Origin of the sequence: Variovorax sp. YR634 (assembly GCF_900106655.1) — a bacterium.
GTDB lineage: Bacteria > Pseudomonadota > Gammaproteobacteria > Burkholderiales > Burkholderiaceae_C > Variovorax.
In genome coordinates, this window is the sequence record NZ_FNOL01000003.1 from 401,010 (window position 1) to 423,328 (window position 22,319).

At 64.1% G+C, this 22,319-nt stretch carries 36 protein-coding genes and 1 pseudogene; 34 read left to right on the forward strand and 3 right to left on the reverse strand.

The window, feature by feature from the left end; translation table 11 throughout:
* Positions 1-292 precede the first annotated feature (292 nt).
* The 18 genes and pseudogenes from BLV60_RS08655 (at position 293) to BLV60_RS08735 (ending at position 13,696) form a co-directional block, all read left to right on the forward strand.
* A complete protein-coding gene (locus tag BLV60_RS08655; protein WP_093052965.1) occupies positions 293-730 on the forward strand; it encodes a hypothetical protein in 438 nt (145 codons plus the stop codon).
* Complete coding sequence (locus tag BLV60_RS08660; protein ID WP_093052967.1) at positions 727-972, forward strand: hypothetical protein; 246 nt, start codon at positions 727-729, stop codon at positions 970-972. The genes BLV60_RS08655 and BLV60_RS08660 overlap by 4 nt, the downstream gene beginning before the upstream one ends.
* Positions 973-974: 2 nt before the next feature.
* Positions 975-1,160 carry a hypothetical protein gene (locus BLV60_RS08665; protein WP_093052970.1) on the forward strand — a complete coding sequence of 62 codons (186 nt, stop codon included), beginning with the start codon at positions 975-977 and terminating at the stop codon, positions 1,158-1,160.
* Entirely contained in the window at positions 1,157-1,339 is a 183-nt protein-coding gene (locus BLV60_RS08670; RefSeq protein WP_093052973.1) for a hypothetical protein, read from the forward strand. Before BLV60_RS08665 ends, BLV60_RS08670 begins: the two co-directional genes overlap by 4 nt.
* A 10-nt stretch (positions 1,340-1,349) precedes the next feature.
* Entirely contained in the window at positions 1,350-2,372 is a 1,023-nt protein-coding gene (gene bet, locus BLV60_RS08675; protein ID WP_218132214.1) for a phage recombination protein Bet, read from the forward strand.
* Between the two features lie 11 nt (positions 2,373-2,383).
* Positions 2,384-4,120 carry a YqaJ viral recombinase family protein gene (locus BLV60_RS08680; protein WP_093052976.1) on the forward strand — a complete coding sequence of 579 codons (1,737 nt, stop codon included), beginning with the start codon at positions 2,384-2,386 and terminating at the stop codon, positions 4,118-4,120.
* Positions 4,121-4,132: 12 nt separating this feature from the next.
* On the forward strand, positions 4,133-5,011 hold the full coding sequence (locus BLV60_RS08685; protein ID WP_143042567.1) for a hypothetical protein: 879 nt from the start codon (positions 4,133-4,135) through the stop codon (positions 5,009-5,011).
* A 30-nt stretch (positions 5,012-5,041) separates the two neighbouring features.
* Entirely contained in the window at positions 5,042-5,326 is a 285-nt protein-coding gene (locus BLV60_RS08690; protein WP_093052982.1) for a KTSC domain-containing protein, read from the forward strand.
* A gap of 113 nt (positions 5,327-5,439) precedes the next feature.
* Positions 5,440-6,051 carry an Lcl C-terminal domain-containing protein gene (locus tag BLV60_RS08695; protein WP_093052985.1) on the forward strand — a complete coding sequence of 204 codons (612 nt, stop codon included), beginning with the start codon at positions 5,440-5,442 and terminating at the stop codon, positions 6,049-6,051.
* 26 nt (positions 6,052-6,077) lie between these two features.
* Positions 6,078-6,587: a DUF1566 domain-containing protein gene (locus tag BLV60_RS08700; RefSeq protein WP_256328904.1), complete on the forward strand. Its 510-nt coding sequence runs from the start codon at positions 6,078-6,080 to the stop codon at positions 6,585-6,587.
* Between the two features lie 19 nt (positions 6,588-6,606).
* The gene (locus BLV60_RS08705) at positions 6,607-6,972 is read left to right on the forward strand and encodes a four helix bundle protein (RefSeq protein WP_093052988.1); all 366 of its coding nucleotides are present in this window, start codon (positions 6,607-6,609) and stop codon (positions 6,970-6,972) included.
* A complete protein-coding gene (locus tag BLV60_RS08710; RefSeq protein ID WP_371127357.1) occupies positions 6,969-8,360 on the forward strand; it encodes an RNA-directed DNA polymerase in 1,392 nt (463 codons plus the stop codon). The genes BLV60_RS08705 and BLV60_RS08710 overlap by 4 nt, the downstream gene beginning before the upstream one ends.
* Before the next feature lie 9 nt (positions 8,361-8,369).
* The gene (locus BLV60_RS08715; protein WP_093052994.1) at positions 8,370-9,017 is read left to right on the forward strand and encodes a hypothetical protein; all 648 of its coding nucleotides are present in this window, start codon (positions 8,370-8,372) and stop codon (positions 9,015-9,017) included.
* 3 nt (positions 9,018-9,020) lie between these two features.
* A complete protein-coding gene (locus BLV60_RS34335) occupies positions 9,021-9,188 on the forward strand; it encodes a hypothetical protein (RefSeq protein ID WP_176928752.1) in 168 nt (55 codons plus the stop codon).
* A pseudogene (locus BLV60_RS08720) lies at positions 9,185-11,187 on the forward strand (DNA cytosine methyltransferase). Before BLV60_RS34335 ends, BLV60_RS08720 begins: the two are co-directional and overlap by 4 nt.
* A gap of 288 nt (positions 11,188-11,475) precedes the next feature.
* Positions 11,476-12,321, forward strand: a complete 846-nt coding sequence (locus tag BLV60_RS08730; RefSeq protein ID WP_143042568.1) for a hypothetical protein — start codon at positions 11,476-11,478, stop codon at positions 12,319-12,321.
* Positions 12,321-12,464 carry a hypothetical protein gene (locus BLV60_RS34340; RefSeq protein ID WP_176928753.1) on the forward strand — a complete coding sequence of 48 codons (144 nt, stop codon included), beginning with the start codon at positions 12,321-12,323 and terminating at the stop codon, positions 12,462-12,464. The genes BLV60_RS08730 and BLV60_RS34340 overlap by 1 nt, the downstream gene beginning before the upstream one ends.
* Positions 12,464-13,696 carry a phosphoadenosine phosphosulfate reductase domain-containing protein gene (locus BLV60_RS08735; protein WP_093053003.1) on the forward strand — a complete coding sequence of 411 codons (1,233 nt, stop codon included), beginning with the start codon at positions 12,464-12,466 and terminating at the stop codon, positions 13,694-13,696. The genes BLV60_RS34340 and BLV60_RS08735 overlap by 1 nt, the downstream gene beginning before the upstream one ends.
* A gap of 2 nt (positions 13,697-13,698) precedes the next feature.
* Here BLV60_RS08735 and BLV60_RS08740 read toward each other — a convergent pair whose 3' ends face one another.
* From BLV60_RS08740 to BLV60_RS08750, 3 genes are read right to left on the reverse strand one after another with little or no spacing between them, the layout of a single operon-like run.
* A complete protein-coding gene (locus BLV60_RS08740) occupies positions 13,699-13,953 on the reverse strand; it encodes a hypothetical protein (protein ID WP_093053006.1) in 255 nt (84 codons plus the stop codon).
* A 39-nt stretch (positions 13,954-13,992) separates the two neighbouring features.
* Complete coding sequence (locus BLV60_RS08745) at positions 13,993-14,235, reverse strand: hypothetical protein (protein WP_093053009.1); 243 nt, start codon at positions 14,233-14,235, stop codon at positions 13,993-13,995.
* Between the two features lie 9 nt (positions 14,236-14,244).
* The gene (locus tag BLV60_RS08750; protein ID WP_093053013.1) at positions 14,245-14,538 is read right to left on the reverse strand and encodes a hypothetical protein; all 294 of its coding nucleotides are present in this window, start codon (positions 14,536-14,538) and stop codon (positions 14,245-14,247) included.
* Positions 14,539-14,567: 29 nt separating this feature from the next.
* On the opposite strand from BLV60_RS08750, the gene BLV60_RS08755 reads away from it, so the two are divergent.
* The 16 genes from BLV60_RS08755 (at position 14,568) to xerC (ending at position 22,239) form a co-directional block, all read left to right on the forward strand.
* The gene (locus BLV60_RS08755; RefSeq protein WP_093053016.1) at positions 14,568-14,768 is read left to right on the forward strand and encodes a hypothetical protein; all 201 of its coding nucleotides are present in this window, start codon (positions 14,568-14,570) and stop codon (positions 14,766-14,768) included.
* Between the two features lie 115 nt (positions 14,769-14,883).
* Positions 14,884-15,576, forward strand: a complete 693-nt coding sequence (locus tag BLV60_RS08760) for a hypothetical protein (protein WP_093053230.1) — start codon at positions 14,884-14,886, stop codon at positions 15,574-15,576.
* Positions 15,573-15,791: a PDDEXK family nuclease gene (locus tag BLV60_RS08765; RefSeq protein ID WP_093053019.1), complete on the forward strand. Its 219-nt coding sequence runs from the start codon at positions 15,573-15,575 to the stop codon at positions 15,789-15,791. Before BLV60_RS08760 ends, BLV60_RS08765 begins: the two co-directional genes overlap by 4 nt.
* A gap of 11 nt (positions 15,792-15,802) precedes the next feature.
* Entirely contained in the window at positions 15,803-16,033 is a 231-nt protein-coding gene (locus tag BLV60_RS34345) for a hypothetical protein (protein ID WP_093053022.1), read from the forward strand.
* The gene (locus tag BLV60_RS34840; protein ID WP_176928754.1) at positions 16,030-16,308 is read left to right on the forward strand and encodes a DUF551 domain-containing protein; all 279 of its coding nucleotides are present in this window, start codon (positions 16,030-16,032) and stop codon (positions 16,306-16,308) included. The genes BLV60_RS34345 and BLV60_RS34840 overlap by 4 nt, the downstream gene beginning before the upstream one ends.
* Positions 16,305-16,520, forward strand: a complete 216-nt coding sequence (locus BLV60_RS08775; RefSeq protein WP_093053025.1) for a hypothetical protein — start codon at positions 16,305-16,307, stop codon at positions 16,518-16,520. The genes BLV60_RS34840 and BLV60_RS08775 overlap by 4 nt, the downstream gene beginning before the upstream one ends.
* A 36-nt stretch (positions 16,521-16,556) precedes the next feature.
* Positions 16,557-17,309, forward strand: a complete 753-nt coding sequence (locus BLV60_RS08780; RefSeq protein ID WP_093053028.1) for a DNA methyltransferase family protein — start codon at positions 16,557-16,559, stop codon at positions 17,307-17,309.
* Complete coding sequence (locus BLV60_RS08785; protein ID WP_093053031.1) at positions 17,306-18,487, forward strand: hypothetical protein; 1,182 nt, start codon at positions 17,306-17,308, stop codon at positions 18,485-18,487. Before BLV60_RS08780 ends, BLV60_RS08785 begins: the two co-directional genes overlap by 4 nt.
* Complete coding sequence (locus BLV60_RS08790; RefSeq protein ID WP_093053034.1) at positions 18,484-18,924, forward strand: HNH endonuclease signature motif containing protein; 441 nt, start codon at positions 18,484-18,486, stop codon at positions 18,922-18,924. The genes BLV60_RS08785 and BLV60_RS08790 overlap by 4 nt, the downstream gene beginning before the upstream one ends.
* Positions 18,917-19,369, forward strand: coding sequence for a hypothetical protein (locus tag BLV60_RS08795; RefSeq protein WP_143042570.1), 453 nt, complete (start codon positions 18,917-18,919; stop codon positions 19,367-19,369). The genes BLV60_RS08790 and BLV60_RS08795 overlap by 8 nt, the downstream gene beginning before the upstream one ends.
* The gene (locus BLV60_RS08800; protein ID WP_093053040.1) at positions 19,362-19,619 is read left to right on the forward strand and encodes a hypothetical protein; all 258 of its coding nucleotides are present in this window, start codon (positions 19,362-19,364) and stop codon (positions 19,617-19,619) included. The genes BLV60_RS08795 and BLV60_RS08800 overlap by 8 nt, the downstream gene beginning before the upstream one ends.
* Entirely contained in the window at positions 19,616-19,840 is a 225-nt protein-coding gene (locus BLV60_RS08805; RefSeq protein WP_093053043.1) for a hypothetical protein, read from the forward strand. The genes BLV60_RS08800 and BLV60_RS08805 overlap by 4 nt, the downstream gene beginning before the upstream one ends.
* A complete protein-coding gene (locus BLV60_RS08810) occupies positions 19,833-20,189 on the forward strand; it encodes a hypothetical protein (protein ID WP_093053046.1) in 357 nt (118 codons plus the stop codon). The genes BLV60_RS08805 and BLV60_RS08810 overlap by 8 nt, the downstream gene beginning before the upstream one ends.
* A 61-nt stretch (positions 20,190-20,250) precedes the next feature.
* A complete protein-coding gene (locus BLV60_RS08815; protein WP_093053051.1) occupies positions 20,251-20,904 on the forward strand; it encodes a J domain-containing protein in 654 nt (217 codons plus the stop codon).
* Positions 20,901-21,125: an NrdR family transcriptional regulator gene (locus BLV60_RS08820; protein ID WP_093053054.1), complete on the forward strand. Its 225-nt coding sequence runs from the start codon at positions 20,901-20,903 to the stop codon at positions 21,123-21,125. Before BLV60_RS08815 ends, BLV60_RS08820 begins: the two co-directional genes overlap by 4 nt.
* Entirely contained in the window at positions 21,103-22,239 is a 1,137-nt protein-coding gene (gene xerC, locus BLV60_RS08825) for a site-specific integrase (RefSeq protein WP_093053057.1), read from the forward strand. The genes BLV60_RS08820 and xerC overlap by 23 nt, the downstream gene beginning before the upstream one ends.
* Positions 22,240-22,319 lie beyond the last annotated feature (80 nt).

Genomic DNA, 22,319 nt, shown 5'->3' on the forward strand with positions numbered 1-22,319 from the left:
CTCGGACTACACGCCGATCACCGACCCCATCCTGTACGCGGCGGCTCAGATCTTCGAGGCTGATCGTGAAGCGCACGACCACCGTGGCTCGGATCGCGAGCCGAGACTCGAGCGCAGCAGTGGCGCCTCGCAATGGAAGCACTCGCCGTGGCGACCAAAGCCACTGGGAGCGCAGCATGAAGACATTCTTCGCTGTCGTCTCCTCCCCCCTGCTGCTGGTGGGCGTCGTCATCCTGGTGGTGGCCTCCATCGTGAAGAACCACGTGGATGCCAAGGACGCGGGAGCCGCATCGTGAGCCACGTCACGCATGAATTCCCCCGCGCCTACGAGGCCGCCACGAACGTCGATCCGTTGATCCTAGCGCAGGCACTGGACCACATCGCTCGCACTGCAGCCAAGAGCCGCAGCCAGACCCGCCGCACCCGGTGGATCGAACAACGCGCGCTCTGCGCCTTGCGTGGCGACGAGTACCGAGACATCGATGTCGAGCTGCCCAAGAGCGCGGGCCCTGACACAGCCGAGAAACTGCAGCGCCGCATGGCTTGGCACATCGCCCTGAAGCACGAGGCGCTGGAGGCACTGCGCGAACTGCTGGAGACGTGCACCTCCGAGATGCCGTCTTTCGAGCGCGGCAAGGAAGCCCAGGACGCATGGGCCGACCGGCGCGCGCAGGCACGCAAGAACGCTGCAGCCATCTTGGCGAAGCCCCCGGAAGGCGGTGCATCGTGAGCCCCGCACACCAATCCGCTCCCGACTTCGCTGCCGAGGCGGTTCTCGCCTGCTTCGAAGGCCGCGCTACCCAGCGGCAACAGCGTTCGGTCGCTGCTCGGCTCGCCCTGGCCAGCGATGCCAAGGGCGGCCTCGCCCATGCCCTGAAGCGCTGCGCCCGCCGCGTCCAGATCGATGCCGGTTTCGGCTCGCCCGAGTACCAGATGGCTCGCAAGGCGCTGGTTGATGCTGGGGAGTTGTAGGCATGACCGCCCTTCTCCGCGCCATCTCCGACCAGGCCGTGGGCCTGACAGTTGCGCTGCTGATCCTGTCGGCCTACATCGCCGGCGCGCGTATCGACAGCCCGTCCGAAACCGACGCACTCCAGCGCTCGGCAGACATTGGCAACGACCGAGCCGCAGAGCACGCGGCCATGAAAGGCCCGCGATGAGCCGCGCACACCCGCACTACTTCCCCGACGACACGCCGGATCCGGTTGCCGAGTCTTGGGACTCCATCGGCGAGCTGCTGCAGCTAATCAAGGCGTGGCTCTGGGTCGCCGGTGGCTGCGGCTTGGCCGCCGCCTTTCTGGCCCTCTTCTTCCCTTCCGTTTTCAACCTCTTCCGCTGAAAGGTTTCCAGTGAGCAACGTTCTTGCCATCAACCAGCAGCCCGGCAGCGCACTCGCGCTGACCGAAGGCGAACTCATCGAGGTCTTGCAATCCTCGCTCTATCCCGGTGCTTCGATTCCGTCGATCAAGATGGTCATCGGCTATTGCAAAGCCGCAGGCCTCGACCCGATGAAGAAGCCGGTCCACATCGTTCCGATGTGGGACAGCAAGGCCGGCCAGATGCGCGACGTCGTCATGCCCGGCGTTGGTCTGTACCGAACTGACGCGGCCCGCACGGGCAACTTCGCCGGGCAGTCGGAGCCGGAGTTCGGTCCGATGGTCACCGAAAAGCTGGGCGGCGTCGAGGTCACCTATCCCGAGTGGGCGAAGGTCGTCGTAAAGAAGTCCATGGCAGGGGGCTTCATCGCAGAGTTCACCGCGATCGAGTACTGGATCGAGAACTACGCGGTGAAGGGCGGCAAAGAGAAGTCAGTGGCCCCGAATTCGATGTGGATGAAGCGGCCGCGCGGCCAGATCGCGAAGTGCGCCGCCGCGCAAGCGCTGCGCTTGGCGTTCCCCGAGGGCGGCGCTCAGCCGACGGCCGAGGAGATGGAAGGAAAGTCAATCAACGACTTCCAGGGCACCACGATTGATGCCGACACCGGCGAGGTCACCAACGGCAAGGGCGCCGAAAAGAAGCCCACTCTGCCCACCCAGGGCGACGAAGAGTTCGCCAAGAACATGGTGATCTGGACCAAGGTCATCAAGTCGGGCAAGAAGGACGTCGACGGCGTGCTCGCGACTGTCGCAACGGTCGCCACTCTGACCGAAGCCCAGATCGATGCGATCAAGAAGATTCCCGCCGAACTCGCGAAAGCCGCAGCACCTGCAGGTCCGACTTTCGCCCAGGTCGCCGATGCGCTTGCCAAGGCGCAGGACGAAGACGCCCTCAACGTCGCCGCCGACCTCATCAACGCCATCACCGACGAGCAGCAGCGCACCGAGTTGAGCGCGAAGTACGACGCGCGCCGCGCAGAGCTCAACGCCGAATAAGGACCACTGTCATGAAGACCCACGAACTCATTCAGGGCAGCGATGCCTGGGACCAATTCCGCCTCACGCACTTCGGTGCCAGTGAAGCGGCCGCCATGCTCGGCCTGTCCAAGAAGACCACGCGCAACGAGCTGCTGCGTATGAAGAAGACGGGCATCGCGAAGGTTTTCAGCGACTGGGTGCAGAAGAACATTCTGGACCACGGGCATGCAGTCGAAGAGCCGGCCCGAAAGATCATGGAGGAGGTGATCGGCGAAACCCTCTACCCGGTCACCTGCTCGGACGGCGAAATCTCAGCATCGTGCGACGGCCTGACGATGGCCGAAGACGCCGCTTGGGAAAACAAGCAGTGGAACGAGGAGTACGCCGCGTTGGTCCGCGCTGGCCAGGTGCCCGAGGAGCACATGCCCCAGTGCCAGCAGGTGCTGATGGTCACGAAGGCGGAACGGCTCTACTTCTCCATCTCGGACGGCACTCGCGAGCAGACGGTCTGGGTCAAGGTCTTGCCCGACGCGGCATGGTTCGATCGCATCCGCGCTGGCTGGCATCAATTTGCCACCGACCTCGCCACCTACACCCCAGGCGAGGTTGTCGCTGAAGTCGTCGGCCGCACGCCCGAGACGTTGCCAGCCCTGCGCATCGAAGTCACTGGCATGGTGACGGCAAGCAACCTGGCGCAGTACCGCGAGCATGCGCTGGCAGTCTTTGCCGGCATCAACCGTGATCTGAAGACCGATCAGGACTTCGCCAATGCCGACAAGACGGTGAAATGGTGCGGAGAGGTCGAGAGCCGGCTGGCCGCCGCCAAGCAGCACGCGTTGAGTCAGACCGAGAGCATCGACGTCTTGTTCAAGACCATCGACGACATCACGGCCGAGGCGCGCTCCACGCGGCTCGAGCTGGACAAGCTGGTCAAGGCTCGCAAGGAAGCGCGCAAGGGCGAAATCGTCGCCGGCGGGGTCAAGGGCTTCTCCGATCACATCGCGGCACTGAATGCGCGCCTGGGCAAACCGTACATGCCTGCTGTGATGGTCGACTTCGGGGGCGCCATCAAAGGCATGCGCTCGTTCGACAGCATGCAGAACGCCGTCGACACCACGCTGGCCAACGCCAAGATCGCGGCCAGCGCCACGGCAGACCGCATCCAAACCAATCTGACCACGCTGCGCGAACTGGCAGCCGACGCACCGCACCTGTTCCCCGACACGCAGGTGATCGTGCAGAAGGCACCAGAGGATCTCACCGCGCTCGTGAAGAACCGAATTGCCGAGCACCGCGCGGCCGAAGAGAAGAAGCTGGAAGCACAGCGCGAAAGCATCCGCCAGGAAGAACTGGCGCGCATCGAGCGCGAAGCGGAGGCCAAACGCCAGCTCATTGCCCGCGAACAGGCCGCCCAAGCTGCAGCTGCTGCTCCGGCGCCCGTCGCTTCCCCAATTACGACCTCCGCCGCTGCCACGCCGCCTGCGGCAACGCCAATTAGCGCCCCCGTCGCTGCGCCGGCGCCGACCGTGATCCCCATGCCAGTGCGCGCGGCCGCCGCGCCCGCCAGCGCACCCACGCTGAGCATCGGCGCCATCAACGAGCGGCTGCAGCACTTCACCGTGACCGAGGCGGGTCTGCGCGGCCTAGGCTTCGAACCTGCCGGCCGCGAGCGCGCTGCGCCCCGGTACCACGAGAGCGAGTTCCCGCACGTTCTGGCCGCAATCGTGGCCCACGTGCAGGGCATCCAGGCCAAGCAGGCCGCCTGACTGGAGACCAGCATGGGACGAGAACTCAAACGCGTGCCGCTCGACTTCGCTCACCCGCTTAACACGGTCTGGCCGGGCTATCTGAACCCTCACTATGTCGCGGTGGCATGCGCGCACTGTGGAGGCACCGGTTCCTCGCCGGAGGCACTTCACCTCAAGGCTCAGTGGTACGGCAATGGCGCGGCCTTCAGGCCAGAGGACCGTGGAAGCAAGCCCTTCACGGCCGACCATCCGGCAGTCTTGCGCTGTGCTGCCCGCAATGTTGCCCATGCGCCGGAGTACTACGGTTCCGGCGAACTGGCGATTCAGCAGGAGTCCGGCCGTTTGGCCGCCTACTTCAATCGCGGCTGGTGCCACCACCTCAATGCCGCTGACATTGCGGCGCTGATCGAAGCCGACCGTCTCCACGACTTCACCAGCGAATTTCAGCCGGGCACTGGATGGGTAAAGCGCGATCCCATTCCCGAGATCACCCCAGAGCAGGTCAACGCGTGGAGCCTGTCCGGTTTCGGACACGACAGCATCAATCAGTGGATCGTCGTGGAAGCCGAATGCAAGCGCCGTGGTTTCGCCTACTCCTGCGCGCACTGCGACGGCCAGGGTGATCTCTGGCCCTCCGCTGAGGCAGAAGCGCTCTACGAGGCGTGGAGCCGCAGCGAACCGCCAACCGGCGAGGGCTTCCAGATTTGGGAGACGGTCAGCGAAGGCTCGCCGATCTCTCCCGTCTTCGCAACACCTGAAGAACTTGCGCTGCACATGGCCGCCACCTCGTGGGGCGCTGACAAGGGCACGCCGTACGCAACGTGGCTGAAGTTCATTCAGGGCCCCGGCTGGGCACCCTCTCTCATCGCCGACGACCTCGGCGTCCGCACTGGCGTCCAAGCCGCCTGACCACCCACCCGCAACTACAGGAGCACCACCATGCCCAAGACCTACGCGGCTCCGGCCGCTTTCTCCGAAAAGCCGTTCATCGCCATTCCGATGACGCCCGTGGAATCCCGCCAAGTCGCCGCCGTCGGCTACGACGCCGCGCGCAAGACGTTGGCCGTGACCTTCAAGCGCGGTCCCGGCCACATCTACCACTACCCCGATTGCGACGCGAAGCTGCACGCCGACTTCATGGCGGCCGATTCGAAGGGCGTGTTCTTCACCGAACGCATCAAGCCGCTGGCCTTCGACAAGTTCCCCGCGCCGGTCGCAGCCTGACCACTTTTAGGGTATTCCAGCCGGCTGATCCCTCCTCGTCTGATCCCTGTGTTTTCGGCTGGTACCGCGTAAGCGGCGCCCTCTTTCTTTCCCTCAACCAACTGGAGCTATCCATGAACGCTGACAAACCCAACATCCTTGTCCCCGCCGAACACGGGGCGCCCTTCGAGGGCGGCTTCTACGGCGGCCAGATCCGCATCGGCGAAGGCATCTTCGCTGTCGTCTGGGCACCGAAGGCCGACGGCGACATCAAGGGCCTCTGGCTGCCGAGCTACACGCAGATGCCCAACACCGACAGCTTCTACGACAGCATGGCGAACACCGTGGCGATGGCCGCGGCGGGCAGCCCCATCGCACAGCAGGCGCTGGCCGCCGAGATCGCAGGACACAAGGACTGGTGCATCCCCGCACGCGACGTGCTGGAACTGGGCTATCGCTACCTGAAGCCCACTGACGAAGAGAACTACGCCTACGAAGACGGCGAGAACACGAGCAGCGTTCCTGCGGGCGATGCGTACACCGAGGCGCTTCCCGCGCAAACCAGCGTCGAGGCCTTCCGCAAGGGTGGCGCCGAGGCGTTCGAAGAGGCCTGGTACTGGAGCAGCACGCAGGCTTCCAGCTACCGCGCCTGGCTTCAGTACTTCTACTACGGCCACCAGAGCAACATCAGCAAGAAGTTCGAAGGCCGCGCCCGCCTCGTTCGCTTGATTCAGCTCAACGCTTGAGTCCTTCAATCCTTTCAGGAGTCACCATGGCCATCACCCAAGAGACCATCCAAGAAGAGACGAAGAAGCTGGGCGAAATGATCGCCCGCTTCGAATCCATCGGCGTCAACGTCGGCGACGCCAAGGTATGGGCCGAACGCCTGCTCGCCAAGCTGAACGCAAGTGCAGCCACCGTCCTCAGCGTCCCCGGCATCGAGATCACGCTAGCGCCAGGCGAGCGCTATGCGGGCCTTCTCCTCAACGAAGAGGGCAAGCCGAGTCACCACCTGGTGCTGCTGCCCGGCGAGTTCGAGGACGTGAGCTGGGACGCCGCGAAGAGCGCAGCAGAGAAGGCTGGCGGCGAGCTCCCATCCAGACGCGAGCAGTCCCTGCTCTTCGCCAACCTGAAGAGCGAGTTCAAGGCTGCCTGGTACTGGTCGAGTGAGCAGGCTTCCAGCGACGGCGCCTGGACTCAGTACTTCGACGACGGCTACCAGAGCACCGGCATCAAGAAGTTCGAAGGCCGCGCCCGCCTCGTTCGCAGATTGTTTCTTTGACCCTTTAGCACTTTGAGTCATGGCCCTGCACACCGAACTGCCGATCTACAAGAAGGGATGCGAGCTCGTCTCGCTCGCCTTCCACGTCCAGAAAGAGATGCCGCGTGGCTTCAAGAACTCTCTGGGCGAGAAGATCACCGGACACTGCACCGAGATGGTCAACCTGATGGCGCTCGCAAATGCGACGCGCGGGCACGACCGGGCGGCACACATCCGAGATCTGCTGCAGCGCCAGCACGCAGCCACTGTGCTGCTGCGGGTTTGCCACGACAGCCGGTTCATCTCGACCAAGCTGTGGTCCCAGTCCGTGCAGTTGCTCGACAACATCGGAAAGCAGGGCGGCGGATGGCTCAAAGTCTCCAACGTAACGGCGCCTGCAGCATGACGGTCAAGGCCCCCATGCCCGTGCGCAATTTGAATCTGGTCGCGCCGCTGCCCCACGAGGGCACCGCCATGCGCATCACAGATACCGCTGCCAGTGTGCAGGCCTGGTCTGGCGCAGTTTCCCCGCTGATCGGTTTCGACCTTCGGCAGGGCGATGTAGATAGCACGAACCAACGCAGGCTTCCAGCAACAACGCCTGGAATCAGAACTTCAACAACGGCAACCAGAACAACAACAACAAGAAGTTCGAAGGCCGCGCCCGCCTCGTTCGCAGATTCATATCCGTTTTCCTTCGAAGAACTGGTGCAGGCCTATCTGGACTGCCGCAAGAGCAAGCGCAACACAGCCAGCGCGCTCGCCTTTGAAAGCCAGCTCGAGCGCAATCTCTGCGCTCTGTATGAAGAACTGACCAGCGGCGCGTGGCGCCCTGGTCGGTCGATCTGCTTCGTCATCACGCGGCCGAAGCCGCGCGAGGTCTGGGCTGCGGACTTCCGGGACCGCATCGTCCATCACCTCCTTTACAACCGCATCGCTCGGCGCTTCCACGCGAGCTTTGTTCATTCGAGCAGCGCATGCATCCCAGGTCGCGGCACGCTGTACGCCGCCATGCTGCTGGAACGCGATGTCCGCAGCGTCACCCAGAACTGGAGCCGGCCGGCCTTCTACCTGAAGTGCGACCTGGCGAACTTCTTCGTGGCCATCGACAAGGTCACGCTTCGCGACCAGCTGGCGCGCAAGGTACACGAGCCGTTCTGGCTGGCGCTGGCCGAGACCATCCTATTCCACGATCCGCGCGAAGACCACGAGTTACGGGGTCGTGCCGAATTACTGGCACGTGTGCCGGCGCACAAGAGTCTCTTCAACGCGCCAGCGCATACCGGCCTGCCCATCGGCAACCTCAGCAGCCAGTTCTTCGCCAATGTGCACCTCGACGCGCTGGACCAGTTCGCGAAGCACCAGCTGCGCGCCACCCGGTATGTGCGCTACGTCGACGACTTCATCCTGCTGCACGAGTCGTCGCAGTGGCTGCGCCAAGCGCATGACCGCATTGCTGCCTTCCTGCCCGAACGCCTCGGCGCGCGGTTGAACCCCAGCAAGACCATCCTGCAGCCGGTTGACCGCGGCATCGACTTCGTCGGGCATGTCATCAAGCCATGGCGCCGCACCACGCGGCCGCGCACGGTGGCCACGGCCTTGCACCGCATCGAGACGTTGCCAGCCGCTGATCTATTCGCCACCGGCAACAGCTACCTCGGGCTGATGCGCCAAGCCGGCAACAGCCATCAGGACCAGGTCGCCGTCGGCCGCGCGCTGCTGAAGCGCGGGCATGCCATCGATGGCGGTTTGACCAAGATTTTCCGCAAGAAACCCCTCCCCCTCACCGCTTGAAAGGTACTCATGCTCGAACTGCTCGAACCCACCACCGTGAAACTCTCCAACGTCCAGACGCGTGTGGAAAAGCACGGCGACGAAGAAGTGATGGCCATCGACCTCGCTGTCGCCTGGAACACGAACAACCGCTCGCTGACGGCGATTCAGAAGCAGCTGCGCAACGCGCTGTTCTGCAACCTCGCACAGGAGATCGACAGCCCTCAAGCCGAGATGGACCTGCCGGTCGACGAGATGCCGAACGTGCGCGTGCCCGGCATGGACTACCCCGTGAAGCTGGACTTCCAGCAGATCGGGGCTCGCGTGGAGGTGGCCTACGGCATCGACGAAACCACGGCCATCGTGCTGCAGCTGTGCAAGGTGCACAAGTTCCGGATCACGCCCATCGAGGGCGGCTCGGCCGAGGTGAAGTTCGCCATCTCGTCGGCATCCGAAATCGATGACCACATCATCGGCACGCTCTCGGTGCTGCAGCAGCGCGACATCTCCATCCAGCTGACCATGCCAGAGGTCGAGCAGCCTGAGAAGCCGCTCACCGAAGGTGACGTGTTCCCCGGCGCGCCGGCGAGTGAGCCCAAGAAGAAGCTCACGCCTGAAGACGTGTTTCTCGGCACCCACGCGCCCAGGGACACGGACGGCGAAGGCGAGGAAGCCTGACCCATGGACTTCACCGTCATCCCCATCGAGAAGGTGAAGGCCGCGTTCGCGCGCGCTCTCGCCATGAATCCTGACCGCGAGGCAGCCGCCCGCGCTGCGGCACAGGCCCTCGGCATCACTGCCGAGGCTGTGCGCGAGGTCGTTGAAACCATCACGAGCACCACAGCATGAACATCGTCGAGATCCGGCACTTCCACGCCTTCGTGGGCCTCGGCGGCGGCGCGCGCGGCTTCAACAAGGCCAATCCTCGCGTCGGCAACCTGCAGGCGAAGTTCCGCTGCATCGGCGGCATCGACGTCGACGCGGCGGCCATCCGGGACTTCAACCGCCTGGCCAACGCTACGGGCACGGTGCTCGATCTCTTCGATCGCAGCCAGTTCGAGGCCTTCCACGGACGGCCGCCGCCGGCGGGCTGGGCCGAAGCGACCACTGCCGACATCCACCGCGCCGCCGGACACGAGCGGCCGCACATCGTCTTCCTGTCGGCGCCGTGCAAGGGCTTCAGCGGGTTGCTCTCGCAGACGAAGAGCCTCACCGACAAATACCAGGCGCTGAACCGCCTGACGTTGCGCGGCGTCTTCCTCATGCTCGAAGCCTGGAAGAACGACCCGCCCGAACTGTTCGTATTCGAAAACGTGCCTCGCATCGCAACTCGCGGCAGGCACTTGCTTGACCAGATCACCGCCCTGCTGCGCAGCTACGGCTACGCGGTGGCCGAGACCACGCACGACTGCGGCGAACTCGGCGGCCTGGCGCAGAGCCGCAAGCGCTTCCTACTGGTGGCTCGGCACATCGAGAAGGTGCCGCCGTTCCTGTACGAGCCCGAGAAGAAGCCGCTGCGCGCTGTGGGCGACGTGCTCGGCAAGATGCTCATGCCGGGCGACCTGCGCGCGGGCCCGATGCACCGCATCCCCGCGCTGCAATGGAAGACCTGGGTTCGTCTCGCGTTTGTCGAAGCTGGCAGCGACTGGCGCAGCCTGAACAAGCTGGCGGTGGAGAACGGGCATCTGCGCGACTACCTGATCGTGCCAAGCACGCAGGAAGGTACCGGCGCCTATGGCGTCAACCGCTGGGAGGATCACTCGAAGCTGGTAGCGGCCCGAGCAATGGTCCGTTCTCGGTGGCAGATCCGCGTCAGCAACTCTACGCCGCTGGCTACGGCGTCACGCCCTGGGATGAGGCCAGCGGTGCCGTTGCTGGGGAGTCGCTGCCATCGAATGGGAAGTTCGCGGTGGCCGACCCACGCAGCCCAGCCGGCGCACTGCAGTATCAGCAATACGGCGTGCTCGACTGGGCCGAACCGATGGGCGCCGTGATTGGCGTGAAGTCGCCCGGCCAAGGCACCTTCAGTGTCGCTGATCCACGCGGGCCGCAAGACCGCAAGCCCTTCGCCAAGTACGCGGTGACGGAATGGGATTCAAGCACCGGTACGGTAATCGGCGGTGACGACTCAGGCGCCTATGCGGTGCAGGATCCGCGCGCCAGCGGAGTACGTCACAACAACGTGTTCCGCGTGGTGCCCTGGGATAAGCCAGGCACGACGGTCACGGCCGGAACCGGTCCATCTGCCGGCGGCACAGCAGTTGCCGATCCTCGGCAGCCGGGTCTGCCCTTCAGCAAGTACTCGGTGACCGGCTTCGACGAGCCGGCAGGTACGGTGATCAGCGGCAGCACGACCGGCCAGGGTGCATTCGCGGTTGCGGACCCACGCAGCGGCATTCAGCGCGGCAAGGGCGACAACTACCTGACGGCAGGCCACTACGGAGTGATGCCGTGGACCGAGCCCGCCGGCGCTGTGAGCGCGGCTGCTGGCCATGACAACGGCCGGTGGAGCGTTGCCGACCCACGCATGCCCGCCCCAGCCGACAAGGTCGTGTGCCGCATCCAGGCACTCGACGGCACCTGGCACCGTCCGTTCACCACGCTGGAGCTCGCCGCGCTGCAGTCGCTGTTCGATCCGGAAGAGAAGTTCGAGCTCGACGGGCTGAGCGATCAGGCCTGGCGTGAGCGCATTGGCAATGCTGTCCCCAGCGATGCCGCCTGCGCGATCGGCGAAGTGATGGGCACGACGCTGCTGCTGGCCATGAGCGGTGAGACCTTCATGCTGTCGGCCCAGCCGATCTGGGTGCGCGATGTCGCGATGGCGCTGACCATGCCGGGGGCGCAGTGATGACTTCACGTCTGTCCGAAACCACTGGCACTGTCGGCATCCTGAACGTGGGGGACGGCGACACCAAGCTGTCGTTCGACCCCACCAATCCTGCCGAGCGGATCCGCGCCGCTCGCATCGTGCGCGACATGCTGCGCCGCGGCTATGCGCTGCTCGTGGAGGTCGAGGTGGACGGCGAGAAGAAGTTCGTTCGCGCCACCGACTTCGACGAAACCGTCTGCGAATACATCGTCGCCGACTTTGACCCCATCACGGCTGCTGAGGCCGACGCAGCCGAGGAAGAACGACATGACCAACAAGACCAAGCTCAATCGCGCCCAACGACGACAGCAGGAGCGCCAACAGCGCCGCGCCGCGGGCGCCCACCAGGCAAGCGCGCAGTCGCGGCCGAGAGCACACGCGCCGTCGTCGTCGCTCCAGTCGCGGGCGGATAGCATCGCGCACCTGGAGCAATTCGACGGCCACGCGTTCCTGCGCAACAAGTTGCGCGAAGTCGCGCATGCCCGTGGTGACTGGGCTGGCATCCCCATGCCACTGGCGGATGAGCGCCTTGTGGTGGAGCCTCGCTACCCGAACGCCCAGGCTCTGATGGCGATGAGCGGCAAGGCCGAAGAGGTCGACGACAGCGGCGCCAAGCAGGTCAACAGCTGGTACTGCAGCCGGCGGCGCTGTGACATCGTGGTCTTCCGGCTGCCGGATGGCCGCACCGATTGGGGCGTTGAACGGGCATTCCACTCGCTGCCATTCGCTCTGAGCACCCTCAACTGCGCAGAGGCTTGGGGTATCGAGCAGGAGAGCAACGCTGTCAATCTGCTCGGCACCCTGGTGAGCCATCGCCAGTTCAAGCAATACATGCTGACCGGCATGTTCATCGAGAGCAGCAAGCGCTCCGGTGTGTTCTACCTGTTCCGCCGGCTGCGGCCCACCGTGGCGATCTGCGCCGATGGCACCACCACGCGGATCCTGTGCGCGCTTTGCATGCACCCGATCGCCTACTACGCGCGGTCGTGGGCAGGCGCAATGACGCCGACCGATGACGTCGTAGCCCACTTGATGCTGATGCGCGGCGACGAGCCGATGTTCTGGCGCCGTTCGACACAGCACCCAGCATGGCGCCCGGAGGCAGGACTGTGATGGGCGTCACCGACCGCCACATGGCCCGCGTGTACCTCGCGCAGGCCCGAGCCACGCCGCATGCCGGCTGGCGCGCCACTCTGCTGGGCTGGGCGAAGAAGCGCCGCGTGGCAGGGCATCGCGGCCAACGGAGCTTGTTCTGATGCGCGCGCACCAATCCACATTCTTCGATGACGGCCAGCGCCTGCAGATGACCGAGAGCATCGAGCTCACGGTGCAGTCGCTGCAGGCCTACGGGCCCGACCACCCGCACTGGGGCATCGCCTGGTCTGGTGGCAAAGACAGCAGCGCGACGCTGACGATCGTTATCTGGCTGATCGATACCGGCCGGATCAAGGCACCGAAGACGCTCACCGTCTTCTACGCCGACACGCGACAAGAACTGCCGCCGCTGGCCATCGCCGCCGCCCAGATCATGGACGAGCTGCGCGAGCGCGGCATCCAGGTCGAGGTCGTGACGGCGCCGATGGACAAGCGTTTCATGGTCTACATCCTCGGCCGTGGCGTGCCACCGCCGAACAACAACACGCTGCGCTGGTGCACGCGCCAGATCAAGATCGACCCGATGGAGCAGGCGCTGCGCGATCGCATCGAACAGCTCGAAGGTCAGATCCTGATGATCACGGGCGTGCGCCAAGGCGAGAGCGCCATCCGCGACCGCCGCATTGAGATGTCGTGCGGCAAGGATGGCGCCGAGTGCGGCCAAGGCTGGTATCAGCAGGTGTTGCCCAACGCCAAGGGCCTGCGCGGCCGCCTGGCCACGCTGGCGCCGCTGCTGCACTGGCGCGTGTGCCACGTCTGGGAATGGCTCAAGCACTGGGCGCCGCAGGCGGAGTTCGGCGACTGGAGCACGGCCATGATCGCCGACGCCTACGGCGGCGACGAGGCGGAAGAGATCAACGCGCGCACGGGGTGCACGGGCTGCCCGCTGGCTGCCGAAGACACCGCGCTGAACACCGTGCTGCTGCTGCCGAAGTGGAGCCACCTGCAGCCGCTAACCGGCATCAAACCCCTGTGGCGCGAATTGCGTGAGCCGAAGCACCGGATCAAGAAGGCTGGGCTCGAGCGGCTTAAGGACGGGAGCATCGCGAAGAACCCACAGCGCATGGGGCCGCTCACGCTCGAAGCCCGTCAGATGGGCCTCGACCGGATCCTCGGCATCCAGGCCGCCTGCAACGACGCGGCCGCGGCGCTGGGCCGCCCGCAGATCAGCCTGATCAATCCGGAGGAGGAAGCCCGCATCCGCGAGCTGATCGCCGCCGGCACATGGCCCGATGGCTGGGAGGGCGACGAGCCTGCTGCCGACACGGTCATGCCCATCGTCTACCAAAACGGCGCCGTGCAGCCTTTGCTGTTTAGTGCGGAGGACGCGTGATGTCAGGCCAAATTCCACATCGCCATGACCTCGTGCACGCCGATGCCAGCCAACTTGCGGTAGCCCTGATCTCCGGTCACGCCGCGGATGCCCCAGTTGCAACCACGCTCGTCGGGCTCAGCGAGACGGTGGGGAAGCTGCACGGTGACCGTGCCCGCATCTTCGGGGTCCCACGATTGCGCAATCCGAGCGTCAAGGCGGCGCTGCACCTCATCGCGGATCTCTTCGGCTGTCTTCAGCTCTCGTTCGCGGGACATAGGGGTCTCCTCAGAGTGGAGCCCGAAGTATCGCGCGGCTCAATCCTCAAGGTCGAACTGCATCTGCAGTTGGCGAATGATCCGCGCAATGTCCGGCCGGTGGGTGGCGCGGTCGGTCAACACCGGAACGGTCCAGTTCGGCTCGCCGTCGCTGCCGCCGCCGGTACCCACGACTCCGCCGCGGTGAACGTCGGTCACCTGACCACGCAGATCCGGGACGGCCTCGATGCGCTCAAGCAGCAGCTGATGCAGCTGCTTGGCGGTGCGGGTGGGCTTGGGCATCTTCGCCTATCAGATCTTCACTTCGCGTTGAAAACCGCCATCGCGCGGCGTGAGGTGTTGCACGGCCATCTGCATGCCTTGCTCAAACGCGCGGTTCAGAGAGTTGGCGCGGTGCTGGCTCGGCACGTCGAACAGCCTGGCCTTCTGGCCATCAGGCGCTATCAAGTAGACGTGGAAAGGCCAGTTGTCGTGGGTCACGTCGTACCCGGACACCACCTCGATCTTCGTGCCCTTGTATTCGCCTTCCAGCACGTTGCGCGGACCCGTTGCCGTCTGTATTGGCTTCTTGATATCAGGGTGCATTTCAGTCTCCATTTTGTGAGGACCGCAGTATGAACCTCCTCGACACCTCCCCCGACCGCGTGCGCGCAGCGCAGATCCAGCACGTGCAGATGGACCTGCAGCGCCTCGTGGACTACGCCCGGGCCCACGGCCTGGTGCTCACCGTCTGGCTCGAATCGCATCAGCCGCCGGCGATGGGTGGTTACGACATGCGCTCCGAAGTTCGGGAGGCCCGCCATGGCGCCGCCTGAAGTCATCAGCACCACGCCTCTGCGCGTGCACGAGGTATCGCCTGTGGCCGATGTTGTGCGGAAATCGCCCGGGAGCGATGCGCCGCGCGAGCGCCCCATTCTTTTCTCGGCGCCCATGGTGCGCGCGCTGCTCGACGGCACGAAGACGCAGACGCGCCGCGTGGTCAAAGGGCTGAGCGACAAGATGTGGATCGAGGCAACTGCGGCCGATGGCTTCGCGGTCTGCTACGACAGCGAGCCATCCTGCGGCACCGGCACCTGGGAAGTCACTGAGCATTCGCAACCCATCACCTGCCCGTATGGTCTGCCCGGCGACCGGCTGTGGGTCAAAGAGACGTGGCGCACTGCTGCCTCGCTGGATGGGAAGTCACCATCATCCATCGCCATGTCCTGCATTGATGCGGGATACCGCAAGCCATGGGCGCCCTTGGCATACGAGGCTGACGGGCACCGCAACAGCGAGTGGCGCGGGTTCGAGCTCAATGGAGAGGCCGAGCCGGGCAAGACCCGCGTGAGCATCCACATGCCCCGCTGGGCCAGCCGCATCGACCTCGAAGTCACCAGCGTGCGTGTCGAGCGTCTGCAGGACATCAGTGAAGAAGACGCGCGCGCCGAGGGCATAAGCGCTCATCGCAAGGGCGGCTGGCACTGGGAACAACCGCCGGCCGGCATCGAAGGCACCAACCACTTCGGTTTCAAGACGGCACGCGATGCCTACCGCGCGCTGTGGGAGCAGATCAACGGCGCCGGCAGCTGGGCCGCCAACCCATGGGTCTGGGTGGTCGAGTTCCGGAGGATCCGGCCATGAAGCGCTTCCGCTGGACCCGCGCGAAGTATCGACATGCCGCCCACCTGGCGCGGTTCTTCGCCCGATTCATCTACTGCCTTCCCGACGAGAAGCCAGCGCTGCTCGAACGCTACTTCGATCTGTGGGAACGGCGTCCCCAGTCGGAAGACCCTCTGCTGACACCGCTGTGGATTCGCCGGGATCGCTTCAAGAGCGATGACGGCATCCCGTTCTAGGAGCCGATGCCATGACCACACCAGGATTCGGCGCCTTCTCCAGCGCGGTGGCGCGCGCCAAGGCGGACATCTTCCGCCGCCACTTCGACCCCGCAACGCTGCGCCCTGCCGAGACCGTGAAGGCCTCTATGCAGTGCGTCCGTTGCGGCGGACTTCTTACGTACACCGCCAGCGCGGTCGACGGCCGGATGACTGGCCGCTGCTCGAGCGCGGGCTGCCTCCAATGGAAGGACCTTGCATGACCTCCGAATCCCACCCCACCCCCTCCAGAGAGACTGCAGAGATTGCAGGGCAATGGCAGCCGATTGAGACGGCGCCAAAGGATGGAACAAGCATCCTTCTCTATACATCCGAAGGGATCATCGAAGGATATTGGTCCCACAACGATTGGGAGCAATCACCTTGCCATGCCACATATGACGGGTGTGGTGGCGTTGCAATCAATTGCCGCCCAACGCACTGGATGCCCCTCCCAGCCCCGCCAACTATCGCCTGCGCCACTGGGGGACAGCAATGACCCGCATCCGCTTTCAAGAAGTCGCCATCAAAGCAACTCGCCGTTGGGTGGATGCAGATGGAAAGAAGCGCCAAGAGACGCAGAAGTTCTGGCAGACCATCTCGCCATTTAACAAGCGCCCGGACGGTACTTTGAAGACCGAAGCGGACATCGAACGCGAGATCACGGCGCAACGTGACGCATGGCTCGCCACTGGAGACCAGCAATCATGACCACCAACGCGTTTCAAACTGAATAAGGCAGCAAAAATGAAGATCGACGAAAACGTCATGGCCGTGCTGAGCGTGGCCCAAGTTCTTGGCAATGATGTTGTGCTCACCGGTCAGCTTGATCGCAAGCTGTACGAGAAGACCAACAAAGTGCTGGAGGCCGCTGGCGGCAAGTGGAACCGCAAGGCAAAGGCCCATGTGTTTGACACCGACGCTGCCACGCGTATCGACCAGATGTTGCTGTCCGGCGAGGTTGACGTGCCGAAGGACGAATTCAACTTCTTTCCGACGCCGCCGGCCGTCGTGAAGAAGCTGATTGCACTGGCCGGCATCTGTCCCGGCATGACCGTCCTTGAGCCCAGTGCGGGCACTGGCGCTATCGCTTGGCCCTGCGCAGCCGCCGGGGCAAAGGTGGATTGCTACGAAATCCAGCAGGGGAACGCTTTCACGCTGGCGATGAGTGCTCCGCATGAACTTGGCCGCACATCAGTGGCTGATTTCTTGGGGGTCGATCCTGAGCCGATCTATGACCGCGTGGTGATGAACCCACCGTTCCTAAAGCAGTCGGACATCAAGCACGTCACGCACGCGCTCAAGTTTCTCAAGCCAGGTGGTCTGCTGGTGGCTGTGATGTCGGCGGGCGTCGTATTCCGCAACGATGCGCGCACGGCTGAGTTTCGCGCGCTCGTAGACACGCGCGGCGGCCACATCGAAGCGTTGCCCGAGAACTCCTTCAAGGAATCTGGGACCGGTGTGAATACCGTGGTTGCTGTGATCCCGGAGGCATCATGACCACCAACGACAAGACTGTAGGGGATGAGCGCGACGCGCTGATGCGGCTCATGGAACTTGCCGATGACTACGCATTGGCATTCCGCGCTATGGAGTGCGTGACCGACAACAGCGACAGTGACGAAGAACGCTCAGCACTTGAAGAAGCTCTGCGCGCCTCCCTCACCACCCCCAGCAAAGAGCCGGCCGGGGCGGTGGCAGCCGAGCGCGAGGCGTTTGAGGCCTGGTTCTGCGAGGAAGGAGACTATGAGCCGGAATGGCTGTTCGGCCGCGAAACATCGGCCGGCTGGTCGTACAGCAACGCGGACACCGAGAACATGTGGCAGGCCTACGCCAAGGGGCGCATGGATGAGCGCGCAGCCCTGGCCACACCTGGGGCCGCTATCGATGCGCGCGAGCAGGAGGACGCATACAGCGATCCAACCTGCCAACGGGCGCAGGCGCTCAACCGCGCATGGGATGCTGGCTTCGAAGCGGGGCAAAAGGTCTCCCCTGCGGTCGATGCGGGGGAGAAGGAGGCGCTGGTGCAGATCTCAGGCCTTCTGTCCTCGATGTTCGTGAGTGCTCGCGCGCATGTCCGGGGCGAAGACGAAGAGGTTGTCGGATACACGGTGCGCACTGGCGCACTGCACAAAATCGTCGGGCTGCTGGCCTCGTACAAGCCGGTAATCATCCCGTCGAACCTGCCCACGGCGCACGAGACGATCACCGGCATCCTCACGGGCACATCAGACTCGCGCGAGGAAGCACCAACAGCGAGCGCGCATGAGCCGTGGCAGCACGTCGCAAACGAATGGGCGGACATGGCGACCAACGCCATGCAGGGCGTTCGCAACATCATCGACGGCATCACGAAACCCGAAGATGTCATCGCGAACCTGAATTTCTGCTATTCGCACTGCGCTGAGGTGCAGTCTCGCGCAAAGCTCCCCGCAACGGTGGCGCAGCCGGTGGCAGATGAAGTGAAGCGCCTCCGCGAGGCCCTGCAGTTCTACGCGGACGGCAACCACTTCACCCAGCACCAGCCCGACGCCTGGGATACGGTGAGCGGCGAGCCGTCTAACTTCTACGAGGACGAATCCAATACCGCAACCGTCGAAGATGGCTCAGTGGCAAAGATGGCCCTCGCCGCCCAGCCCTGCCCCTCTCAGGGATGCGCCAAGGAGGGGGATAAATGAAGCTCACCAAGGCACAACGCGCCACATTGCGCGAGATGTTCGACGGCCAGTGCGCCTACTGCGGCTGTGACCTCAGTGTTCGATGGCACGCGGATCACGTTGAGCCAGTAACCAGAGAGTTGCTTTCCAAGCAAACAGAACGAGGGACATGGAAGCTTATTTCTGGGAAGCCACTGCACCCGGAGAGAGATTGCATTGAGAACCTAATGCCGGCCTGCGCACCTTGCAACATCGACAAACACGCGATGACACTAGAAGAATGGCGCACGAAGCTCTCGCGCACTCTGATCGTATTAGATCGTGACTACCCTACCTATCGCCATGCGGTGCGCTTCGGCCTCGTGCAGGAAACAGGTGCCGAGGTCACGTTCCACTTTGAACGCCGCGCCGCTCTCAAGGGCGCTACTCCTGGCGGGGAGGGAGCGAGCAATGGCTGAGATCACCTCTTCAATCAAAGAAGCATTCATGCACGCAGCGCCAGAGCACCACAGCCTGTACGAGTTCTCGGGAAACATCGCCGATGTGAACACGATGCTCGTCGGTCGCGATGAACTGCGCGCCCTCCAAGCAGCCATAAAGGACAGGGATGCGGAGATTGAGAGGCTGAAGAAGGATGCACAGCAAGCATCCGCGCCGAAAGCGCTGGTGATCTGCGGAGAAAACCCGACACCAATCGATGCTGATCTTGTTGGCTGCGGCACGTCAATTGACCGGCTGCAGGATGTATACCGCTGCACCGACTGTGGCGTCCCCTTTCATCGCGCATGCGCGATACGACATTTTGTAAGCGACACACCAGAGCATTCTGCAGAAGTCTTTAAAGAACAACTGCGACGGGTGGACGCCATCGACGCCATGGGAAAGGACGGAGCACATGACTGACAAAAAAAAGATGATCTCCCAGGCCGACGCCGAGCTGCTCGCGCGCAAGGTGCTGCAGCAGTTCGTGAACGACTGCCACTGCCAAAGCGAGCAGGACATCGCCAACGTTCTCATGAAGGCATGCAGCGTGGCCGGCGTGATGATGGTCGCAACGGTGGGACAGAACGAGGCGTTCGACCGACTCTATGGCACGGCCGCCTTCATTGCACAGCAGAACTTCGGCACCTTCAAGAAGGAGAAGCTTCAATGACTACCACCGAAGCCTTCGATACAGGCCTGCGCGCAGAGTTTGAGGCATGGAAGCGCACTAAAAACGATGGCTATGACGCATGGGATGCTGTCCTCTGGGCCACTGAGCGCGCAGCAAAGATCGCGGACGAGAAAGCAGAGCACATCAATTCCCGCTGGATCGCGCTCGACATTGCTGCTGCCATCAGAGCGAGCGGCGGGAAGGGGGCGAGCGATGTCTGACAAGATCGTTGCGTTCCCAGGTGCTGAGCCGTTGCCCGAGAACCCCATCACAGTCGAGCGCGAGGGGTACAGGTACTGCGCGCACGACCGGATCACCCTTGATGAGCATGTGCGCACCGTGCGCTGCACCGACTGCGGGAAGGTGTTCGAGCCCTTCGATTACCTGCTCAGCAACGCCCTGTCGATTCAACGCGCGTGGTTGTCTCACAAAGAGGTCATGCGCAAGGCCAGTGAGAAGGCCGAGACAGTCGAGGCGCTCACCAAGGAAGAGAAACGCCTGAAGGCTCGCGTGAAGCTCCTGAAGGAGAAGGCCGAGCCGAGCATCGACATCAAGGGGAAATGGCTATGAGCGCCGAACACATCGTCCGCGCTGCTGCCGAGACATCCAGAGATAGGGGGAGCGACCACAAATGAACATCACCGCCTTCCCCCTCGCTTGGCCGCCCGGCTGGAAGCGCACTGCCGCCGACCAGCGAACCTTCGGCAAGTTCGGCTCCACGAAGCAGTCGGCCGTCGGCAGCTGGCGCAGCAAGCAAGACATCACCGTCGCCGGTGCCACCCAGCGGCTGCGCGCCGAACTCGACCGCATGGCGGTGCGCGGCGACGACCTGGTGCTCAGCACGAACCTGAAACTGCGGCTCGACGGCTTGCCGCGCAGCGATCAGGCCCAGCCGGCCGACCCAGGCGCAGTGGTCTACTGGAACGACCCGTGGAGCGCCGCGCCCCGCTGCATGGCCATCGACCGCTACACGAAGGTCGAGATGAACATCGCAGCGCTGGCGGCCACCATCGAGGCCATGCGCGCGATCGAGCGGCACGGCGGCGCCATCGTGCTCGAGCGGGCCTTCACCGGCTTCACCGCCCTGCCTGCGCCCATCGTGGCCGGCATGAAGCGCCACTGGCGCGACGTGCTGCAGTTCGGCAACGGTGCGCCAACCCGCGAGTCGATCACGTCGCGATACCGGATCCTGGCCAGCACTGCGCACCCAGACAAGGGCGGCAGCACCGCGGACATGGCCGAGCTCAATCAGGCGCGCGACGACGCGCTGAAGGAGGTTTCATGAAGTGCCCCGCCTGCACCAGCACCGAACAGCGCGTGATGTCCACCCGCACCGGCGATTCCAAGATCACGCGCCTGCGCTGCTGCGACGCCTGCGGGCACCGCTGGAACACCGTGGAGATCGACGCGCAGAATCTCAACCGCATGGAGTCGGCCGTGGCCGCCGTGCGAACCTTCACCAGCCTGTCCAAGGAACTCGAGGATGCCGCGGCCGCGCACAGTTAACAAGAAGATCCCCGACCTGCCACGCGGTATGCGCAAGGTCGGTGAGGTCTGGTACTGGCGCGGCACCGATGGCCTCACCAAGGAAATTGAGGCCAAGCTGCGCGAGGCCAAGGTGCCCATGCGCGCCGGCACGACTCCAGTTCAGGCCAGGCTCTGGTGGGAGAGGCACATCTCCCCGGCCTTGGTCGCGGCCGTGCCGGATGACGACGTGGTGGGCACCCTCGAGGAGATCATCCGGAAGTACGAGGCCGACGAGCTCGCCGCGATCAAGCGCGAGGCCACGAAGACCGAATACCAGGGTCGCATCAAGCGGCTGCGGGCGGCATTCCGGACCAAGCGATACCCGAAGGCAGAGGTGCAGGCGCTGCTGCCGGGCTACCTGAGCGCGGTGACCATCACCCAGCACCTGCACGCCAATCGTGAGCGCGCGTCCTCGGCCAACAAGGACATCCAGCTGCTGTCGCGCATGTTCCGCCTGGCGCGCGTGCGCTGGGGCCTGACGACCTTCAACCCGTGCGAAGGCATCGAGTACCTCCCGGAAGCGCCCCGCGACCAGTACGTGAGCGACCAGCGCTACGCCGAAATTTACAGCGCCGCCAGCCCAGTGCTGCAGTGCATGCTGGAGATCAGCACGCAGACCGGCGCCCGGGTCGGAATGATCTTCGACATCCGTATCGGCGACTTCGACGCTGACCACATTGACCTGCGCGTCACGAAGAAGCGCAACGACAAGGGCTACACCACCAAGGCCTACACGATGACGCCGGACCTCTGGGCGGCGCTCACCCGTGCGCTCGATCTGCGGAAGAAGAACCGCGGCGGCGCGGCCAGCCTGCCGAGCGACTACCTGTTCATCACGAAGCAAGGGAATCCCTACGGCAAGGAGGCATTCAAGACGCTCTGGCGCGCGGTGCGCACGAAGCTTGGCCTGGCATCGCGAGAGATCACCTTCCACGACATGCGCGCGAAGGCGGCCTCAGATTCCGATTCGGATGTGTCGGCGCAGGAACTGCTGCACCACGAGGACGTGAAGGTCACGAAGCGCGTCTACCGTCGCAAGGTGCCAACAGGAACACCCTTGCCGTCAGCAATAGGGGGGCGTGGCGGGAGCTGAAATGGCACGGGTTTGTCAGGAACCCCATCCATTTGTCAAACGCAAAGAAAAACGGGTCAGAGCTTGTGGCCCTAACCCGT

Bases quoted from the DNA above. Each gene is read 5' to 3' on its own strand.
- BLV60_RS08665 (WP_093052970.1), top strand. From the start codon at position 975: ATGACCGCCCTTCTCCGCGCCATCTCCGACCAGGCCGTGGGCCTGACA.
- BLV60_RS08670 (WP_093052973.1), top strand. From the start codon at position 1,157: ATGAGCCGCGCACACCCGCACTACTTCCCCGACGACACGCCGGATCCG.
- BLV60_RS08680 (WP_093052976.1), top strand. From the start codon at position 2,384: ATGAAGACCCACGAACTCATTCAGGGCAGCGATGCCTGGGACCAATTC.
- BLV60_RS08685 (WP_143042567.1), top strand. From the start codon at position 4,133: ATGGGACGAGAACTCAAACGCGTGCCGCTCGACTTCGCTCACCCGCTT.
- BLV60_RS08690 (WP_093052982.1), top strand. From the start codon at position 5,042: ATGCCCAAGACCTACGCGGCTCCGGCCGCTTTCTCCGAAAAGCCGTTC.
- BLV60_RS08695 (WP_093052985.1), top strand. From the start codon at position 5,440: ATGAACGCTGACAAACCCAACATCCTTGTCCCCGCCGAACACGGGGCG.
- BLV60_RS08700 (WP_256328904.1), top strand. From the start codon at position 6,078: ATGGCCATCACCCAAGAGACCATCCAAGAAGAGACGAAGAAGCTGGGC.
- BLV60_RS08705 (WP_093052988.1), top strand. From the start codon at position 6,607: ATGGCCCTGCACACCGAACTGCCGATCTACAAGAAGGGATGCGAGCTC.
- BLV60_RS08710 (WP_371127357.1), top strand. From the start codon at position 6,969: ATGACGGTCAAGGCCCCCATGCCCGTGCGCAATTTGAATCTGGTCGCG.
- BLV60_RS08715 (WP_093052994.1), top strand. From the start codon at position 8,370: ATGCTCGAACTGCTCGAACCCACCACCGTGAAACTCTCCAACGTCCAG.
- BLV60_RS34335 (WP_176928752.1), top strand. From the start codon at position 9,021: ATGGACTTCACCGTCATCCCCATCGAGAAGGTGAAGGCCGCGTTCGCG.
- BLV60_RS08730 (WP_143042568.1), top strand. From the start codon at position 11,476: ATGACCAACAAGACCAAGCTCAATCGCGCCCAACGACGACAGCAGGAG.
- BLV60_RS34340 (WP_176928753.1), top strand. From the start codon at position 12,321: ATGGGCGTCACCGACCGCCACATGGCCCGCGTGTACCTCGCGCAGGCC.
- BLV60_RS08735 (WP_093053003.1), top strand. From the start codon at position 12,464: ATGCGCGCGCACCAATCCACATTCTTCGATGACGGCCAGCGCCTGCAG.
- BLV60_RS08740 (WP_093053006.1), bottom strand. From the start codon at position 13,953: ATGTCCCGCGAACGAGAGCTGAAGACAGCCGAAGAGATCCGCGATGAG.
- BLV60_RS08745 (WP_093053009.1), bottom strand. From the start codon at position 14,235: ATGCCCAAGCCCACCCGCACCGCCAAGCAGCTGCATCAGCTGCTGCTT.
- BLV60_RS08750 (WP_093053013.1), bottom strand. From the start codon at position 14,538: ATGCACCCTGATATCAAGAAGCCAATACAGACGGCAACGGGTCCGCGC.
- BLV60_RS08755 (WP_093053016.1), top strand. From the start codon at position 14,568: ATGAACCTCCTCGACACCTCCCCCGACCGCGTGCGCGCAGCGCAGATC.
- BLV60_RS08760 (WP_093053230.1), top strand. From the start codon at position 14,884: ATGGTGCGCGCGCTGCTCGACGGCACGAAGACGCAGACGCGCCGCGTG.
- BLV60_RS08765 (WP_093053019.1), top strand. From the start codon at position 15,573: ATGAAGCGCTTCCGCTGGACCCGCGCGAAGTATCGACATGCCGCCCAC.
- BLV60_RS34345 (WP_093053022.1), top strand. From the start codon at position 15,803: ATGACCACACCAGGATTCGGCGCCTTCTCCAGCGCGGTGGCGCGCGCC.
- BLV60_RS34840 (WP_176928754.1), top strand. From the start codon at position 16,030: ATGACCTCCGAATCCCACCCCACCCCCTCCAGAGAGACTGCAGAGATT.
- BLV60_RS08775 (WP_093053025.1), top strand. From the start codon at position 16,305: ATGACCCGCATCCGCTTTCAAGAAGTCGCCATCAAAGCAACTCGCCGT.
- BLV60_RS08780 (WP_093053028.1), top strand. From the start codon at position 16,557: ATGAAGATCGACGAAAACGTCATGGCCGTGCTGAGCGTGGCCCAAGTT.
- BLV60_RS08785 (WP_093053031.1), top strand. From the start codon at position 17,306: ATGACCACCAACGACAAGACTGTAGGGGATGAGCGCGACGCGCTGATG.
- BLV60_RS08790 (WP_093053034.1), top strand. From the start codon at position 18,484: ATGAAGCTCACCAAGGCACAACGCGCCACATTGCGCGAGATGTTCGAC.
- BLV60_RS08795 (WP_143042570.1), top strand. From the start codon at position 18,917: ATGGCTGAGATCACCTCTTCAATCAAAGAAGCATTCATGCACGCAGCG.
- BLV60_RS08800 (WP_093053040.1), top strand. From the start codon at position 19,362: ATGACTGACAAAAAAAAGATGATCTCCCAGGCCGACGCCGAGCTGCTC.
- BLV60_RS08805 (WP_093053043.1), top strand. From the start codon at position 19,616: ATGACTACCACCGAAGCCTTCGATACAGGCCTGCGCGCAGAGTTTGAG.
- BLV60_RS08810 (WP_093053046.1), top strand. From the start codon at position 19,833: ATGTCTGACAAGATCGTTGCGTTCCCAGGTGCTGAGCCGTTGCCCGAG.
- BLV60_RS08815 (WP_093053051.1), top strand. From the start codon at position 20,251: ATGAACATCACCGCCTTCCCCCTCGCTTGGCCGCCCGGCTGGAAGCGC.
- BLV60_RS08820 (WP_093053054.1), top strand. From the start codon at position 20,901: ATGAAGTGCCCCGCCTGCACCAGCACCGAACAGCGCGTGATGTCCACC.
- xerC (WP_093053057.1), top strand. From the start codon at position 21,103: ATGCCGCGGCCGCGCACAGTTAACAAGAAGATCCCCGACCTGCCACGC.